The sequence below is a fragment of the Streptomyces sp. LBL genome, assembly GCF_029893585.1.
In the GTDB taxonomy this organism is placed as follows: domain Bacteria; phylum Actinomycetota; class Actinomycetes; order Streptomycetales; family Streptomycetaceae; genus Streptomyces.
The window spans coordinates 11,192-27,533 of the sequence record NZ_JARXYX010000050.1 but is presented as its reverse complement, the minus strand read 5'-3'; the positions used below and the strand labels follow the sequence as shown (position 1 = coordinate 27,533).

Here is a 16,342-nt window from a genome sequence, read left to right as displayed (position 1 = left end):
CACTGCCTTGACCCGGGTGGATCTGTCCGGACCCCGTCAAGGTTGTCCTGGACGCCAGGAACACCCCGTGTGGGTGACTACGTCGAACAGCCGCTCAGGCGCGTCGGCGTGCGGCCTCGTAGAGCACGATCCCGGCCGCGACACCGGCGTTGAGCGACTCGGCCCCGCCCGGCATCGGGATCCGTACCCGGACGTCGCACGTCTCGCCCACGAGCCGGGACAGGCCCTTGCCCTCGCTGCCGACGACGATGACGACCGGGCCGCCCAGGGCTGCCAGCTCGCCGATTTCGGCCTCGCCGTCGGCGGCCAGGCCGACGACCGCGATGCCGGCCTTCTTGTACGCCTCCAGGGCCCGCGTCAGGTTCGTGACACGGGCGACGGGCGTACGGGCGGCCGCACCCGCGGACGACTTCCAGGCACCGGCGGTCATCCCGGCCGCGCGCCGCTCGGGGACGACGACACCGTGGCCGCCGAAAGCGGAGACGGACCGGACGACGGCACCGAGGTTGCGCGGGTCGGTGACGCCGTCGAGGGCGACGATGAGCGGGTCCACGCCGTTGTCGTAGGCGGCGTTGGCGAGATCCTCGGAGTGCGCGTACTCGTACGGCGGCACCTGGAGGACGAGGCCCTGGTGGTTGAGGCCGTTGGTCATGCGGTCCAGCTCGGGGCGGGGGGCCTCCATGAGGTTGATCCCGCCGCGCTCGGCCGCGAGCTGGAGCGCCTCGCGCACCCGCTCGTCGTTGTCGATGAACTGCTGGACGTACAGCGTGGAGGCGGGCACGCCCTCGCGCAGCGCCTCGACGACCGAGTTGCGCCCGACGACCAGCTCCGACGACGCCTTGCCACCACGGCCCCGGGGCGCGGGCCGGCGCACGGTCTGCTTGGCCTTCGCGCCCGCGACGCGGTTCTTCTTGTGACCCTTGCGCATGTCGGCGGGCGGGGTCGGGCCCTTGCCTTCGAGACCCCTGCGCCGCTGGCCGCCACTGCCGACCTGCGCGCCCTTCTTGCCGGACATGCGGCGGTTGTTGGCTGCCATGACCTACCTGTCTGTGAGAAGCGTGCTGTTGCTCTGGTAAATACGTACGTCTGTGCAGTGTGCCGCCCGGAGGCCCGGGCGGCACAATCGATCTTCCGGATCGTGGGCGGGCCAGGGCCGCGGCAGGCGATGTCCGCGGTACGGGGCGAACATCGTCTGTCGCGGCGCTAGCGCGGGCCGAGGCTCCAGCGCGGGCCCTGGGGGCTGTCCTCGATGACGAGTCCGGACTGGGTGAGCTGGTCGCGGATGGCGTCCGCGGTGGTCCAGTCCTTGCGGGCGCGGGCGGCCTCGCGCTGGTCGAGGACCAGGCGTACGAGACTGTCGACGACGCCGTGCAGATCGTCCCCGCGGTCGGCCTCGCCGGCCCACTGCGGGTCGAGCGGGTCCAGGCCGAGGACGCCGAGCATGGCGCGGACCTCGGCGAGGCGGGCCACGGCGGCTTCCTTGTCGTCGGCGGCCAGCGCGCTGTTGCCCTGCCTGACGGTGGTGTGCACGACGGCGAGGGCCTGCGGGACGCCCAGGTCGTCGTCCATCGCCTCGGCGAAGGCAGGCGGCACCTGGGCGGAGGGCTCGACGGCTCCCCCGGCCTTCTCCACCACGCGCTGCACGAAGCCCTCGATCCGCGCGAACGCGGACTCGGCCTCACGCAGGGCCTCCTCGCTGTACTCGATCATCGAGCGGTAGTGCGGGGTGCCGAGGTAGTAGCGCAGCACGATCGGACGCCACGTCTTGACCATCTCGGACACGAGGACCGAGTTGCCGAGCGACTTCGACATCTTCTCGCCGCTCATGGTGACCCAGGCGTTGTGCACCCAGTACCGGGCGAACTCGTCGCCGTAGGCCTTGGCCTGGGCGATCTCGTTCTCGTGGTGCGGGAAGATCAGGTCCAGGCCGCCGCCGTGGATGTCGAAGACGGAGCCGAGGTATTTGTGCGCCATCGCCGAGCATTCCAGGTGCCAGCCGGGGCGGCCGCGGCCCCAGGGGGTCTCCCAGTCGGGCTCGCCGGGCTTGGCGGCCTTCCACATGGCGAAGTCCCGGGGGTCCCGCTTGCCGGTGATGCCCTCCTCGGCGGGCTGGCGCATCTCGTCCAGGTCCTGCCGGGACAGCTCCAGGTAGGCGGGCCAGGAGCGCACGTCGAAGTAGACGCTGCCGTCGGCCTCGTAGGCGTGGCCACGCTCGATGAGGCCGCGCATCATCTCGACCATCTCGGTGACATGCCCGGTGGCGCGCGGTTCGTACGTCGGCGGGAGGCATCCGAGCGCGGTGTAGCCGTCGTCGAAGGCGCGTTCGTTCTCGTAACCGATCGACCACCAGGGGCGGCCCTGGTCGGCCGACTTGACGATGATCTTGTCATCGATGTCGGTGACGTTGCGGACGAACGTGACCGCATAGCCGCGGTACGCGAACCAGCGGCGCATGATGTCGAAGTTCAGGCCCGAGCGGATGTGCCCGATGTGCGGTGCCGCCTGCACCGTGGCGCCACACAGGTAGATCGAGACACAGCCCGGCTGGAGCGGGGCGAAGTCACGGATCTGCCGGGCGCTGGTGTCGTACAGGCGAATAGTCACGGGTCCAGGGTAGTAGGAGCGGAGCGATGCCCTGTGCTCGTTTCGGCCAAGGGGCACACATTCGTGACGTGGGTCGGGGCCTTCTCAGCCGGTCCGCACCACCAACGCCGTCGCCACCGCCATCAGCCCCTCCCCCCGTCCGGGGAATCCGAGCCCGTCGGTGGTCGCGCCGGACACCGATACGGGAGCTCCGGCGGCCTCCGAAAGGATCTTCTGCGCCTCGTCCCGGCGCTTGCCGATCTTCGGACGTGGTCCTACGACCTGTACGGCGATGTTGCCGATGGTGAACCCGGCCGCGCGGACGATGCGGGCGGCCTCCGTGAGCAGCGTGACGCCGGAGGCACCGGACCATTCGCGGCGTCCGGTTCCGAAGTGCTGACCGAGGTCGCCGAGCCCGGCGGCGGAGAAGAGCGCGTTGCAGGCGGCGTGGGCGACGACGTCGGCGTCCGAGTGGCCGGCGAGGCCGGTGCCCTCGCCCTCCCACTTCAAGCCGGCGCACCACAGCTCGCGGCCTTCCTCGAAGGCGTGGATGTCGGTGCCGATGCCGACCTGGGGCAGCGGGTAGGCCGTCTCGGAAGCCATCGTCTCAGAAGCCATCGTTGAGCCTCCTGCGGGCCAGGACGGCCTCGGCGAGAACCAGGTCCAGCGGACGGGTGACCTTGAAGGCCTCCTCGTGGCCGGGCACGGTCACGACCGTCTCACCGAGCTGCTCGACCATGCTCGCGTCGTCGGTGACGTTGTCGGTGACCGTCTCGTGGGCGCGGATCAGGGTCGCGCGGTCGAAGCCCTGAGGGGTCTGTACGGCGCGCAGACGTGCCCTCTGTGGGGTGGCGACGACCGGTTCCGGCTCGCCCGGCGTCACGGCCGGCTCGACCTCCTTGACGGTGTCCGCGAGGGGCAGCGCCGGGACGACGGCCGGGGCTCCTTCCCGTACGGCCTCGATGACGGCGTCGACCGTGTCGACCGGGACGAGGGGCCGGGCGGCGTCGTGGACGAGGACGATGTCGTAGTCGGGCGGCAGCGCGTCCAGGCCGAGTTTCACCGACTCCTGTCGGCTCTCGCCGCCCGGGACGACCAGGAAGTCCGTCCGCTCGGGCAGCGCGTGCGCGTCGAGCAGCGACTTGACCTCGGTGGCCCCGTCGGGCGGGGCCACGACGACGACCAGGGAGACGGCACGGGACGCGGCCAGCGCGCGGACCGCGTGGATCAGCATGGGCGTGCCGTTCAGTGCGCGAAGCGCCTTGGGGGCGCCCGGGCCAAGGCGTACGCCCCGGCCGGCGGCCGGGATCACGGCGGCGGCGCGAGGAGTCGTACGGCTCGTCGTACGGCTCTCTACGGGCGCGGGGAGCGAAACGTCAGACATCGGTTCCTGTCAGGTTTGTGTGCTCGGCCTACGTGGGTATGGCCCCAGCGTGCCGGGTACGACAGGTTGACCAGAACCCTTCCGTGACCCCTGGTCGAGCCTGCTGCGGGGCCCGGCACGCACAGTATCGGCAGTATTGATCGGCAGTATCGGTATCGGGGAGTCTCCCCCGAGATGGACTCTGCCCCGAGATGGACTCTGCGTACGGCGCCGGGCGCGAACATGCCGCAGCGCCCGGCGACATGAGATCTGTCATCGGGCACCGCGGCATTTCACTGTGCTGAGCTGGGCGGGCTGCTTGCTGCGGCCTGCGTCGGCGTCAGGACGCGAGAACCTCGTCAAGCAGGGCCTCGGCCTTGTCCTCGTTCGTGTTCTCCGCGAGCGCGAGCTCGCTCACCAGGATCTGGCGGGCCTTGGCGAGCATGCGCTTCTCACCGGCGGAGAGTCCGCGCTCGCGCTCACGACGCCACAGGTCACGCACGACTTCCGCGACCTTGATGACATCGCCGGAGGCGAGCTTCTCCAGGTTTGCCTTGTAACGACGGGACCAGTTCGTGGGCTCCTCGGCATACGGCGCGCGCAGCACCTCGAAGACCCGGTCCAGTCCGTCCTGACCGACCACATCACGTACGCCGACGAACTCCGCATTGTCCGCTGGCACACGCACCGTCAGGTCACCCTGCGCGACCTTCAGCACCAAGTAGGTCTTGTCCACGCCTTTGATCTGGCGAGTTTCGATAGCCTCGATCAGCGCGGCCCCGTGATGGGGATAGACCACGGTGTCGCCAACCTTGAACGTCATGTGACAGGTACCCCTTCCGTGGCTATCCAGAGTAACACGGAAACCGCGTGTTCTGAATGGCGTTTTCGCAGGTCAGGGCACATCTCGGGGCTTGACAACAGCAACAGGAACGTGCTTCGACCACCTAGTGGAAGAAAGTATTCGCAGGTGGGAGCGGCTGTCCGGGGGAGGTGAAACCCGTACGCCACACGTACCCAGAGGTCCCCCTGAGCGGCTGAACGTCCCTATATGTCCGCCTCCAAGCGTGCGACTTGCGCTACTTCGTTCGATGTGCGGAGTCGGCTGCGCGAGCCAATCCGGAATTGATCAAGCCGGCCTCCCGGTCACCCGGATGGTGATCAATTCCGGTCTTCATGGATTCCTCCACGGAAAATCCGTGACACCGCGCCGGGCAGGCTTATGCGAATGGCGGACGAGCGCCCGGCTCAATGTGACTCAGGAGTCACTTGAGCCACTTGAGTCACTTGAGCGGCTCCGGTCACAAGGGACTCCTGAGCCACTTGTGACCGGAGTGGCTACGCCGTGCCGAGAGAAGGGGAGCCGTAGGGGAGGGTCGGGTGCGGGGCTGTGGGAACGGCTCGGTAACCTGAGGCCGCTGACAGACACTTAGAGCGGCTTTACGGCCGCCTCGCTCGAGTCAAGGAGTTGCCGCCGCTGTGAGCAGCAGCCTTCGACGCGGTGCCCTCGCCACCGCCGCCATCGCGTTCTCGCTCGCCTCGGTCGCCGCGTGCGGCGCCGGCAACAACGCCCAGACCCTGGAGATCAAGCCGGACAACGCGGCCACGAGTGTCGGGGCCATCAAGCTCCAGAACATCGTGGTCATCACCCAGCCCAACCCCGAGGTCGAGGGCCCGGCGGTGATCTCCGGCACCGTGTTCAACAACGGCCCCACCGCCCAGACCCTGGACTCCATCAGCGTCCCCGGCGGCGGCACCGCCGAGATCACGCCCGCGAAGGGCAAGGGCAGGCTGACCGTCCCGGCCGGCGGCTCCGTCGTCCTCGGCGGCCCGGGCAACGCCTCCGCCGCGCTGAACGACCTCGGCACGTCCGTCCAGAACGGCAACGCCCAGAAGGTCACCTTCACCTTCAGCGACACCGGCGAGGTGAGCCTGCGCGCCTTCGTCGTCCCTGCCGAGAACTACTTCACCAAGTGGGGCCCGACCAAGGTCCCGTCGACGCCGGGTGGTTCGGCGGCACCGGGTGGTTCGGCGAAGCCGGGCACCGGTCGGACGCCGGGCGGCGGCGAGAGCGCGACGGGCTCTCCCAACCCGGCCGGCTCCCCGGCCACGCCGACCGACGCCTCCTCCGCGAGCACGTCGGAGTCACCGGCCGCGGGCCACTGAGCAGCCGTACGGCCACCGAGTGGTCGTACAGGTGGCCGTGGCCGGTGATCGTGGTCGGTGGTCGGTGGTCGTACGACGGAAGGGCGGGACCTCACCGAGAGGTCCCGCCCTTCCGTCGTACCCGAGGTGGTCGGACGGTTTACGGCTCGAACTTGTAACCGAGACCGCGGACCGTCACCAGGTACCGCGGCGCGCCCGGGTCCGGCTCGATCTTGGCGCGCAGGCGCTTGACATGGACGTCGAGGGTCTTGGTGTCGCCGACGTAGTCCGCACCCCAGACCCGGTCGATGAGCTGCATGCGGGTCAGGACGCGGCCGGCGTTGCGCAGCAGCATCTCCAGGAGGTCGAACTCCTTCAGCGGAAGATCCACCTTGGAGCCGGAGACCGTCACCACGTGACGGTCGACGTCCATACGGACCGGACCGGCCTCCAGCGCGGCCGGGGTGACCTCCTCCGGCTCGCCCCGGCGGCGCAGGACCGCCCGGATACGGGCGACGAGTTCGCGGGAGGAGAACGGCTTGGTCACATAGTCGTCGGCTCCTATTTCCAGCCCGACGACCTTGTCGATCTCGCTGTCCTTGGCGGTGACCATGATGACGGGGACGTTGGAGCGGCCACGCAGTTGACGGCACACCTCGGTGCCCGGCAGCCCGGGCAGCATCAGGTCGAGGAGGACGAGGTCGGCGCCGTTGCGCTCGAACTCGTCCAGTCCGTCGGGCCCGGTGGTCGCGACAGCGACCTCGAAGCCCTCTTTGCGGAGCATGTACGACAGGGCGTCGGAGAAGGACTCCTCGTCCTCGACGACGAGCACACGGGTCACGGAAGGACCTCCGGGGCAGGAAGCGGTTCGTAAGAGGATGACTGGGGGGTGGGGGCGGTGGAGGGGGAGGGGGAGGTGGATCGGCCGGTCTCTTCGTCGGGACCGCCGAGACCGCCGAGATCGTCGACATCGTCGAAGTCGTCGAGGTCGGGGTGCTGGTGCGCGCGGTCGCGGGCCGCACCCGCCTCCGGCAGCCGCAGGGTGAAGGTGGAGCCCTGTCCCTCAGCGCTCCACACCGTGACCTCCCCGCGGTGCGAGGCGGCCACGTGCTTGACGATGGCGAGGCCGAGGCCCGTGCCACCGGTTTGCCGGGAGCGGGCGGGGTCGACACGGTAGAAGCGCTCGAAGATGCGCTCCTTGTCCTTGTCGGTGATGCCGATGCCCTGGTCGGTGACGGCCACCTCGATCATGTCACCGCCGGGCGAGTTCACCCGCCGGGCGGCTATGCCGACGCGGGTGCGGGCGGGTGAGTAGTTGACGGCGTTCTCGACGAGGTTGCCGAGGGCGGCGGCGAGCTGGCCGCGGTTGCCCCAGACATGCAGGTCCCCAGCGCCGCCGGCCCGTCGCCCAGCACCTTGATCGTGCCCTGCGGGCACCCCCACGCTCGCGGCCATCGTGATCTGTTTGGTGCCGGCCTGGTGCCGGCAGCGGTCGATGGCCTCGGCGACCAGTTCGTCCACGCGGACCGGTTCGGCGTCTTCGAGGGGGTCGTCGTTCTGCACGCGCGAGAGGTCGATGAGCTCCTGCACCAGGTTGGTCAGCCGGGTCGCCTCGATCTGCATACGGCCGGCGAATCGTTCCACCGCCTCCGGATCCTCCGAGGCGTCCATGACCGCCTCGGACAGGAGGGAGAGCGCGCCGACGGGAGTCTTCAGTTCATGGCTCACGTTCGCGACGAAGTCGCGGCGTACCGCCTCTATGCGCCGGGCCTCGGTGAGGTCCTCGACGAGGAGCAGCACCAGCCGGGAGCCGAGCGGGGCCACCCGCGCGGAAACGGCGAGGGCTTCCCCCCGCCCGGTCCCCCGCCTCGGCAGATCCAGCTCGACCTGGCGTATCTCCCCGTCACGTCGGGTGTCCCGGGCCATCTGGAGCATGGGCTCCACGGAGAGCCTGCCGCCGCGGACCAGCCCGAGGGCGTACGCGGCGGAGCTGGCCTTGACGACGGCGTCGGCCTCGTCGAGGACGACCGCGGAGGAGCGGAGCACGGACAGCACGGTGTCCACGCCCGGCGGAAGCACCGGGTCGGTGTGCAGGGAGGTGCGGGTGGGGCGTTTCTGCTCCCGCTCGCTCCAGCGGAACGCCAGCACGGCGATCACGCCGGTGCATACCCCGGCGATCGCTGCTGCTGCGGCGACCGCCGCGTTCACGTCCATGCGCCCAGGTTAGGCATGCGGGAGCCGCTGGCCACAGCCGTCCGAGTGCGACCTCGGACACTCGTCGCCCAGAGTTCACCTTGGAGCCAGGATTGGTTCATTTGAGGGGCCGGAAACCGACGCGTACGGGGCGGAACGTGGGAGCGTGGGGAGCGAAGCACCGGTATTGCAGGCGACAGCCGTGCCGGGCCCCGGCCCCGGTGACCCCCGAAGATCACGTACGAGAGGGAACCCCTGATGCGGGACGCGTACCACGAGGAACTTGATTCGATCGGCGACGGACTGGTGGAGATGGCCCGGCTGGTCGGGTCGGCGATCGGGCGTGCCACGACGGCGATCCTCGACTCCGACCTGAAGCTCGCCGAAAGCGTGATCGAGGCCGACCAGAAGGTCGACGAACTCCAGCACGACCTGGAGGCCCGCGCGATAGCCCTGCTGGCCCGCCAGCAGCCGGTGGCGACGGACCTGCGGATCGTCGTGACCTCGCTGCGGATGTCGGCGGACCTGGAACGCTCGGGAGACCTGGCCCAGCACGTGGCCAAACTGGCCCGGCTGCGCTTCCCGGAGCGCGCGGTCCCGCACGACCTGCACGCGACGATCCTGGAGATGGGCCAGCTCGCGCAGCGCCTGATGGCGAAGGCGGCCGAGGTGATCATCACGAAGGACGTCGACCTGGCACTCCAGCTGGAGCAGGACGACGACGAGATGGACCTCCTGCACCGCCACCTCTTCCAGCACCTGATCGACGACCGCTGGAAGCACGGCATAGAGACGGCGGTCGACGTGACGCTGCTGGGCCGCTACTACGAGCGGTTCGCCGACCACGCGGTGTCGGTGGCCAAGCGCGTGGTCTTCCTGGTGACGGGCGAGCACGCGGACGAGCTCCAGGCGGACCTGAAGCCGGATATCCAGGCGACGCCGGGGGCGGAGAGGGCCTGACCGCTCTGGTCCCCCGGTGGTGCGAGGCCTGTTCCGGGCGCGTGCGAGCCACAGTGCGCCGTTGATGCGCCCAAGAGAACGGGCGTCCAATGGGCACAGGCACCAGCCTTGAGGAGGGACCATGACCGAATCCCCCAGCACATCCCCCAGCGCTCCCATCCCCGACCCGACACAGGTACGCCCGACCGAGCAGCCCGCCGAGATCAAGAGCCTCCCGCTCTTCGGAGCGTGCGGCTGCGGCTCGGGCTGCGGCTGCGGCTGCCAGTCGGGGAGTCCGTGCCAGTGCGGCTGAGGGTGCGGTGAATCTCGTACGACGGTGAGGGCTCCGGTGTGTGTGCCGGGGCCCTTCGTCGGTGGGACTCCGTTGCGGCGGGCATCGCCGGTGCGGATCCTCGGATTTCCCCCGGTGGCGGGGGTCTGCGCACAGGCGCACCATGAAACGAGGGGCGGGGGAACACACGCACGTACGGAAGGACAGGGGGTGCGAGACCATGGCTCAGTTCATGGACGTCCACCACGGATTCGAGGGCATCACGCCCGACCAGCTGAGGCAGGCTCACGACGCCGACCTCGCCCTGGAGAAGGAAGAGGGCGTGCACTTCGCACATGCCTGGGCGGACCCGTCGTCCGGCACGATCTACTGCCTCTCCGAGGCCCCCTCGGCCGACGCGGTCCAACGCGTCCACGAACGCGCGGGCCACAAGGCGGACGAGATCCACGAGGTCCCGCTGGCGGTCTGAGGCGCTGACGCTCTACGACATCCCCGCCGGGCCCTCTGGTTGACGAGGAGGTCGATCATGGCGTTCGTTCTCATCCATGGGGCAGGCTTCGGCGCGAACTGTTGGGACGAGCTGATCCCGTATCTCCGTGCGGAAGCGTTGGCGGTCGACCTTCCCGGGCGCGGGACCAGGGCCGAAGTCGACCTGGGGACGGTCACCCTCGCGGACTGCGCCGATGCGGCCCGCGAGGACGTCGAAGCGAAGGATCTGCGGGACGTCGTACTGGTCGGTCACTCCTTCGCGGGCGTCACGATCCCGCGTGTCATGGACCTCATTCCTGACCTGATCCGTCACGTCGTCCTCGTATCGGCCGTGGTGCCAGCGGACAGATCCCGGGTCCTTGACCAGATCGATCCCGAAGTGCGGGGTCTGGTGGAGCAGTCCATCACCGACGGCGTCTACCACCAGACCCGCGAGGGCGCCGCCGCAATGCTGTGCAACGACATGGACGAGGCGACCACGACGTCCGCCCTGGACCGTCTGGCCGACGACTCGGCCGCCCTTCTGAGCGAGACCGTGACCCTGAGCGGCTACCGACGCGAGATCCCCCGGACCTACGTGCACCTCACGCGCGACCAGTGCTACACCGAGGAACTCCAGCAGCGCGCCATCGCACTGCTTCGGCCCGACGTCACCGATCTCGACACCGGCCACATGGCCATGATCAGTGCGCCGGAAAAGCTCGCCGCCGTCCTCAACGCCATCCATGGCTGACCGCCGGCTCGGCCTGCGGCTGGCGGACAGTCAACGCGCCCCGCCTCGTTGCGCCCGTCAGTTATTTCTCCCGCCTCGGGCTGCTGCCTGGGCGGCGGCCCTGATCGACGGCTGGCCCACTGTCGACGCTGGGACTACCGTGCGTAGATGCACGAGCCCAGCACGCGTAAAGGGAAACCATGACCACACTGGAGAACCGGCCGAACACCGTGCTCCTTGTCGTCGACGTGCAGAAAGGCGTCGTCGAAGGGGCCCACCAGCGCGACGCGGTCGTCGCGAACGTCGCCGGCCTCGTCGAGCGGGCACGGCGGGAAGGCGTCCCGGTCGTCTGGGTCCAGCACTCCGACGAGGAACTCACGAGAGGGAGCGACGACTGGCGGATCGTCCCGGAGCTCACTCCAGAGGACGCCGAGCCGCTCGTCGAGAAGAGTTACGGCGACGCCTTCGAGGACACCACTCTGGAGGCCGTGCTGTCGGCGCTCGGTGCGGGGCGCCTCTTCGTCGTCGGCGCGGAGACCGACGCCTGCATCCGCTCGACGCTCCACGGCGCGTTCGCCAGGGGGTACGACGCGACGCTGGTCAGCGACGCCCACACGGCGGGCGACAAGACGGCATGGGGTGCGCCGCCGCCGGACCAGGTCATCGCGCACACGAACCTGTACTGGAGCTACCAGACGGCGCCGGGGCGGACAGCTGGGACGGTCGAGACCAAGGACGTCGTCTTCGGCAGCACAACCTGACTACTCGGGTTGCGCCCTGCGGGCCAACCGCGACGCTCCCGGGCCAACTCAAGCGCTCAGGTGCCGACTCGGCCGCTCAGCCATATCAGCTGAATCGCCCTGGTCAGCAAAACACTTGGGTAGCCGCTCAAGGCTTCGAGCCCGGAGTGCGAGGGGCCCATTGAGGCCCAACCGTGAAAATGCCCCTGAGCCGCGCCGAATGTGCGGCTCAGAGCATGATCGCGTTCTCTACTTCTTCTTGCCCTGGGTCTTGTCGGGGATCTTGGTGACCTGCGTTTTCGCTGCTCAGGAGCGGTGGGCCCGGGCGCTTGGTGGTCGTCATTGGTCGTCATCGGCCACTGTCGAGCGACCTCGGACGGCCCAGGGACGGCCCAGGCAACGGCCCGTTCGGCGGCTTACGAGCTGATGGGCAACTCTCGTGCTCGCTGGCGTGCTTGGGCTCGCATCTCCTTCAGGCGACTGTGGAACAAGTTGTGGCGGTTCTGGTCGAGGTTCAGCGGGAGGTCGAGCTGGGAGATGAGCTGTGACTCCAGGTCCCATGGTTCGCTCTGCTCGATCCAGCACACCCGCGCGTTGTCCGCCATCCACTGGCTCAGGGTCGCTTCACCGACCTTGCCGAAGGTCATTCGCTTGCCGCTGCCCACGCGGCGCAGCTCAAGTCCGAGCAGGCATCCGAGGGTGAGCCGCAGCGTCGAGCCGGCCGCGTTGCCCCGGTAGTGGTAGCGCACGCGCTTGCGAAGGTTCTGCGTGCTGGTCCGGTTCGCCATGAACCGCGGGGCTATACCGACGTACAGCAGGCGCCCAGCGTCCAGGTCGGGGTGGGGCGGCTGCTCGAAGTGCCACCCGTAGACCCCTGCCGCCGCCGGTACAGGACTCGGACGAACCAAGACCTCCTGCGCCGACCACAACTGATCGGGACTGACGAGAGCGGTAGCTTCCACGGCATCTCCAGACGCGCGACGGCTGATCGTCGTCGCAGGCTACTGGTCGCCGCTGACAGCGTCCCTCGCCCACGTAGCTGCGTGACATCAGCTTGGGAAGCTGCGGGCATTTGGGGCTGGTTCGGGCGTTGACCTGGGCGAACGGTCGAGGTGCGGCCTCGTCGGGCTCGGCTGCTTTCACCGTGGTTCCCCGCTGTTCCCCGCTGGATCTGGTGCGGTTGTGGTGCAGAACTGCGGCGACCCGAAGGGGATCAGCCTTGCACGTTCCATTCGTCGAGGCGGATCTTCACCTGATGGTTGTGGTCCGCGTGCCAGATCACCTCACCGGTGACGGTGGTGCCCATGGTCGGCAGCTCCATGCGGGGAGGCATGGCGGTGATCTCGGCAAGGCCGACTGCATTCGGCACGCCATCGAGGAGGAGGAAGACGCCGAACGGCTGTCGGTCGATCACCCGCCCGCTGACGTGAGATCCAAGGGGTAGTGCGGAGACCGTTGTTGGCCAGCTCCGGTCTACGACATCCGGGGCCAGCACCAAGGAGCGGTCCGGCCAACTGAACTCGGGCATTGGCCAATCATGGTACGGGCGGCGGGCATTGTCGACAGAAGGTCGCAGCCCCGCACCGCTCGGCCGCGCGAGACCAACACGCTTTCCAAAGTTTGGACCCCAACAGCTCCTGGCTCCCTGTCATCTCGACCAGTCCGCCAGCTTCACACCCTCGTTCTGAGCGGACCCGTGGAGGGGGAGGGGTGGGCCTTTGCCTCATCCGACGACAGCCAGCCAAGGCGGTGGGTACGCCGACGGACCAGGCGCGCGTGTGCCTCGCCGCACCCCAGTGGCCCTTAGCCACGCTGCCAGTGTCGTCGACCGGAGAAAGCCTTGCCGACAGGACCGTATGTGACTCGACCAGCCGCTGACGCGTAGCCTATTTAACCCGTTATGAACCCATCCTCGCGCAACATGAGTCGCAAGTGCGTCCTATTTCCCTCCTATCTTAAAAAACCTCAAGCATCCCCCTTTGTCGCACAGTACCCTCAGTCATCCAGGGCAGGTACGCCGCTTTACGGAGGCGCAGTGAGTACAGACCTCACGGTTGTTGGGGGTTCGAAACTCGGAGAGAGTTTCCCGAGCGGGAAGCATCAGCTCCCTAACCTGCGGCTTCTGAGCTTCGCCGATCTTACTGTTGATATTGAACAATCTCTTTCATCTGCGCGCCTCCCAGCAAAGAAGGAGGCGTGGCGCAACCTTCTCGATTTGACCTTGGAACTCAAGTCGAAATCAGAAATCCGGCAGGACCCTACCGCGGGTGAGCCATGGAACCTGACATCCGTAACGGTAGTCGGCTATCAGGGCGCCACAAACCAGGTAATAATGAAAGTTGACCCCTCACCTGGTGTGACAATTATTCATGGGCCGAATGGTTCGGGTAAATCGAGTATCGCGGATGGAATCCGGACTGCCCTCTCTGGAACCACCAAATGGTGGACATCTGCGGAGCAAAAATCCTCCCGTTCCAAGATGGAGCCGCTATGGGAAAAAGTTCATGCGGCCCGTGACGCCGAAAAGACAATGGCTGAAGTCGTCCTTTCAAGGAAGGGCGAAAAACTCAACCTGTCCTGCGTGATTGATGGCGACGGTGAGGTGGCTTCCCATGTAGCCGATTGGACCCTCCCTAGCGGCGAATCGGTGAAAATCGATCTAGGTGATACCGCTTGGAGTCATGCTCTCGCTGGACATCCTCCGGTATTCGCCTATGCCGACATCGAGCGTCGAGTGCAGCAGAGTAAAGACCTGCGTGAGTACATCGAGAATCTTTTGGCGTTCGGTGGGTGCTTCGTTGTCCTAAATGATCGCGTAGAGGAGCTCAGTGAAAAAGCAGCTTTTTCGAAGAAGGCGATTGATGACGCAGCTAAAGATGCAAAGAGGAGAGTTGCCGAGGTTGACGAGATCAACGGCAAGATGGATCCTGCAGTAAGCGTCAAGGCTATTAGTTGGCCAGCTTGGGTCAGTGAGATTGACGCGTGGCTTGAAGAGAACGAGTTGAATGACTCCGGGGGATTTCTGCCCCAAGTTACTGAGAAGCATTCAGAATCCCTCTCCGCCGCTGTCGTGCGGGCAGGCGAGGCATTTCAAAGGATCGACGCGTCACCCGATTCCGTGAAGCGTCGACTGGCGAATTCGCTGCGTGGTTTTCACGAGCATGTGCTCGATCTTGAGTCGCCAGGAATAGAGTGCCCGGTCTGTGAAAGCGAACAAGCCGACTGGCCGGTTCGACTCCGGGAAAGCGTTATGGAACTTGCTGACTTGGAGCCGCTGCATCTTGAAGCAGAATCATCACTGGCTGCGCTAAAGAGGGCGCTCGAAACAGAATTTCGGGAAGTCATTTCTGTACTCAATGCATCAACTGCTCCGCTAGCGACCTCTCGGGATGTCCTCGACCTGGCACAAAATCGTGCAGAGGTGCTCTGCCAACTACTGGACCGCTACGGTTGTCAGCCCACCGGGGTGGTACGTAGCAAGCTCCTTGAGCTGCGTGCGGTACTAGATACACATGACTGGTGGCGGGCGTGCGCTGAGGCCGCGAGTTTGAGCGCATTCGATAAGCAATGGCGTCTAAAGCGAAGAGTCGCCGTTGAGGATTTCGTCAATACTTGGCGCGAGCACGCGGAGATCGCGCATGAGAGTCAACTCTGGAAGGCAACCAGTGCCTGCTTGAAGGACCTAGCAGGTGATCTGCGCGATAAGCGGGCGCAAGACTTCACTACACTGGCGGGCGGACGCGTCAAAGCGCTCCTAGACGATGCTGGAATCTTGCTTGCGGATGTGCGGCTAACTACCCAGCGGGCAGAAGTCAAGGTCCAGAATCCGGCAGGCCAGTCACTTAGCCTCTCAATGCTTAGTGCAGGGCAGAGGAATGCATTTCTCCTCGCCCCTCTCCTGGCCACCATTGAGTCCGGTCCTTTCGGATTCTTGGTTCTGGACGACCCTGTGCATGCCTTCGACGATATTCGTGTTGACAGGCTTGCGTCGGTGCTAGCTGAGATTGCACTGACTCGTCGCGTCCTTGTCTTCACGCATGATGAGCGCTTGAAGGCACACTTGATGGCGCGTTCGCTCAATTGTCAGTCGTGGGCGATTAGTCGAGATCTCGAAACCGGTGTGATTTCTCTGGAATCTACCGATCAGTTGTGGCGAATGCTCCTGGTGGATGCGGAAGCCGTGAGGTCGCTGGCCCCGAAAGTTTCAGTGAATGGGTATCTCACCGAGACGCAGATCATCCGTGGTCTTCTGCGTCAGGCGATTGATATCGCCCTCCATGAGAGCGTCGTGCGACACGCTATTTCTGGAGGGCGAGATGTGGCGGACGACCTAGCCCTCCTCGACTTGTGTCAAAGCACGGTGGCTCGCATCGATAAGGCAGAGGAGATTATCAGCATTCCCCCAGGAGGCAAGCATCCGGTGAGCGAAGCCAAGTTTCGATGCGGCGTTTTTTTGAAGCTCTGGAATAATGCCGTGCACGGAGCGCCTACCACAAAGAATGATTTGAAATCGGAGATTGAGGTTGCCAGTAAAGCTTGCTTGGATCTCGTGGGAGGCTGAGTAAAATTGAGCATCGGCCTCTCGGTCGCGTCCCGAATCGAAGTGCTTGAAATTAGGCTACGCCTAGAAAGAGTAGCTCTAGAGGCCCATCGAGTCGTGTGCCAGCTGCCGACAGCTACAGTGACGACCAGAATCCCTGAGAGACTGGCGTTCGTTTTAGGGATGGTGCCTGAAGATCGCAAAGAGGAGGCGATCGGACTAATCAGGCTGGCGCGTCACGTTTACAGTAAGTCTTCTGATGTCCTCCACGGCCGATCGAGCATGCTGAACATTCCCGAAGCGGTTTCTCGGGAATGGCGGCTAGTTGTGGAGCGATTGGAGGAAA

The 16,342-nt window shown here is 66.4% G+C and carries 16 protein-coding genes; 7 read left to right on the top strand and 9 right to left on the bottom strand.

Annotation, left to right across the window (positions count from 1 at the left end; all coding sequences use genetic code 11):
* Positions 1–94: 94 nt before the first annotated feature.
* The 5 genes from rlmB to M2271_RS39275 form a co-directional block, all read right to left on the bottom strand.
* On the bottom strand, positions 95–1,036 hold the full coding sequence (gene rlmB / locus M2271_RS39295) for a 23S rRNA (guanosine(2251)-2'-O)-methyltransferase RlmB (RefSeq protein WP_280892260.1): 942 nt from the start codon (positions 1,034–1,036) through the stop codon (positions 95–97).
* 167 nt (positions 1,037–1,203) lie between these two features.
* On the bottom strand, positions 1,204–2,604 hold the full coding sequence (gene cysS, locus M2271_RS39290; RefSeq protein WP_280892259.1) for a cysteine--tRNA ligase: 1,401 nt from the start codon (positions 2,602–2,604) through the stop codon (positions 1,204–1,206).
* A gap of 84 nt (positions 2,605–2,688) precedes the next feature.
* Positions 2,689–3,186, bottom strand: coding sequence for a 2-C-methyl-D-erythritol 2,4-cyclodiphosphate synthase (gene ispF / locus M2271_RS39285; RefSeq protein ID WP_280892289.1), 498 nt, complete (start codon positions 3,184–3,186; stop codon positions 2,689–2,691).
* 4 nt (positions 3,187–3,190) lie between these two features.
* Positions 3,191–3,967, bottom strand: coding sequence for a 2-C-methyl-D-erythritol 4-phosphate cytidylyltransferase (ispD, locus tag M2271_RS39280; protein ID WP_280892258.1), 777 nt, complete (start codon positions 3,965–3,967; stop codon positions 3,191–3,193).
* A 319-nt stretch (positions 3,968–4,286) separates the two neighbouring features.
* Positions 4,287–4,769, bottom strand: a complete 483-nt coding sequence (locus tag M2271_RS39275; protein WP_003953493.1) for a CarD family transcriptional regulator — start codon at positions 4,767–4,769, stop codon at positions 4,287–4,289.
* A 656-nt stretch (positions 4,770–5,425) separates the two neighbouring features.
* On the opposite strand from M2271_RS39275, the gene M2271_RS39270 reads away from it, so the two are divergent.
* The gene (locus M2271_RS39270; protein ID WP_280892257.1) at positions 5,426–6,112 is read left to right on the top strand and encodes a copper chaperone PCu(A)C; all 687 of its coding nucleotides are present in this window, start codon (positions 5,426–5,428) and stop codon (positions 6,110–6,112) included.
* A gap of 139 nt (positions 6,113–6,251) precedes the next feature.
* On the opposite strand, the gene M2271_RS39265 is transcribed toward M2271_RS39270, so the two are convergent.
* Positions 6,252–6,932, bottom strand: a complete 681-nt coding sequence (locus tag M2271_RS39265; RefSeq protein ID WP_015659563.1) for a response regulator transcription factor — start codon at positions 6,930–6,932, stop codon at positions 6,252–6,254.
* Positions 6,929–8,305, bottom strand: a complete 1,377-nt coding sequence (locus M2271_RS39260) for an ATP-binding protein (RefSeq protein ID WP_280892256.1) — start codon at positions 8,303–8,305, stop codon at positions 6,929–6,931. The genes M2271_RS39265 and M2271_RS39260 overlap by 4 nt, the downstream gene beginning before the upstream one ends.
* 237 nt (positions 8,306–8,542) lie before the next feature.
* Here M2271_RS39260 and phoU point away from each other — a divergent pair, with 237 nt between their 5' ends.
* From phoU to M2271_RS39235, 5 genes are all read left to right on the top strand, one after another.
* The gene (gene phoU, locus M2271_RS39255; RefSeq protein ID WP_280892255.1) at positions 8,543–9,244 is read left to right on the top strand and encodes a phosphate signaling complex protein PhoU; all 702 of its coding nucleotides are present in this window, start codon (positions 8,543–8,545) and stop codon (positions 9,242–9,244) included.
* Between the two features lie 121 nt (positions 9,245–9,365).
* A complete protein-coding gene (locus tag M2271_RS39250) occupies positions 9,366–9,536 on the top strand; it encodes a hypothetical protein (RefSeq protein WP_280892254.1) in 171 nt (56 codons plus the stop codon).
* 199 nt (positions 9,537–9,735) lie between these two features.
* Complete coding sequence (locus M2271_RS39245) at positions 9,736–9,984, top strand: SCO4226 family nickel-binding protein (protein ID WP_280892253.1); 249 nt, start codon at positions 9,736–9,738, stop codon at positions 9,982–9,984.
* A gap of 57 nt (positions 9,985–10,041) precedes the next feature.
* On the top strand, positions 10,042–10,737 hold the full coding sequence (locus tag M2271_RS39240) for an alpha/beta hydrolase (RefSeq protein WP_280892252.1): 696 nt from the start codon (positions 10,042–10,044) through the stop codon (positions 10,735–10,737).
* 179 nt (positions 10,738–10,916) lie between these two features.
* Positions 10,917–11,477 carry an isochorismatase family protein gene (locus M2271_RS39235; RefSeq protein ID WP_280892251.1) on the top strand — a complete coding sequence of 187 codons (561 nt, stop codon included), beginning with the start codon at positions 10,917–10,919 and terminating at the stop codon, positions 11,475–11,477.
* A 395-nt stretch (positions 11,478–11,872) separates the two neighbouring features.
* On the opposite strand, the gene M2271_RS39230 is transcribed toward M2271_RS39235, so the two are convergent.
* Positions 11,873–12,364, bottom strand: coding sequence for a GIY-YIG nuclease family protein (locus M2271_RS39230; protein ID WP_280892250.1), 492 nt, complete (start codon positions 12,362–12,364; stop codon positions 11,873–11,875).
* Positions 12,365–12,669: 305 nt separating this feature from the next.
* On the bottom strand, positions 12,670–12,984 hold the full coding sequence (locus M2271_RS39225; RefSeq protein WP_280892249.1) for a hypothetical protein: 315 nt from the start codon (positions 12,982–12,984) through the stop codon (positions 12,670–12,672).
* 507 nt (positions 12,985–13,491) lie between these two features.
* Here M2271_RS39225 and M2271_RS39220 point away from each other — a divergent pair.
* Positions 13,492–16,017 carry an AAA family ATPase gene (locus M2271_RS39220; RefSeq protein WP_280892248.1) on the top strand — a complete coding sequence of 842 codons (2,526 nt, stop codon included), beginning with the start codon at positions 13,492–13,494 and terminating at the stop codon, positions 16,015–16,017.
* Positions 16,018–16,342 lie beyond the last annotated feature (325 nt).

Bases quoted from the DNA above. Each gene is read 5' to 3' on its own strand.
- ispF (WP_280892289.1), bottom strand. From the start codon at position 3,186: ATGGCTTCCGAGACGGCCTACCCGCTGCCCCAGGTCGGCATCGGCACC.
- M2271_RS39260 (WP_280892256.1), bottom strand. From the start codon at position 8,305: ATGGACGTGAACGCGGCGGTCGCCGCAGCAGCAGCGATCGCCGGGGTA.
- M2271_RS39245 (WP_280892253.1), top strand. From the start codon at position 9,736: ATGGCTCAGTTCATGGACGTCCACCACGGATTCGAGGGCATCACGCCC.
- M2271_RS39225 (WP_280892249.1), bottom strand. From the start codon at position 12,984: ATGCCCGAGTTCAGTTGGCCGGACCGCTCCTTGGTGCTGGCCCCGGAT.
- M2271_RS39240 (WP_280892252.1), top strand. From the start codon at position 10,042: ATGGCGTTCGTTCTCATCCATGGGGCAGGCTTCGGCGCGAACTGTTGG.
- M2271_RS39250 (WP_280892254.1), top strand. From the start codon at position 9,366: ATGACCGAATCCCCCAGCACATCCCCCAGCGCTCCCATCCCCGACCCG.
- M2271_RS39275 (WP_003953493.1), bottom strand. From the start codon at position 4,769: ATGACGTTCAAGGTTGGCGACACCGTGGTCTATCCCCATCACGGGGCC.
- rlmB (WP_280892260.1), bottom strand. From the start codon at position 1,036: ATGGCAGCCAACAACCGCCGCATGTCCGGCAAGAAGGGCGCGCAGGTC.
- phoU (WP_280892255.1), top strand. From the start codon at position 8,543: ATGCGGGACGCGTACCACGAGGAACTTGATTCGATCGGCGACGGACTG.
- M2271_RS39235 (WP_280892251.1), top strand. From the start codon at position 10,917: ATGACCACACTGGAGAACCGGCCGAACACCGTGCTCCTTGTCGTCGAC.
- ispD (WP_280892258.1), bottom strand. From the start codon at position 3,967: ATGTCTGACGTTTCGCTCCCCGCGCCCGTAGAGAGCCGTACGACGAGC.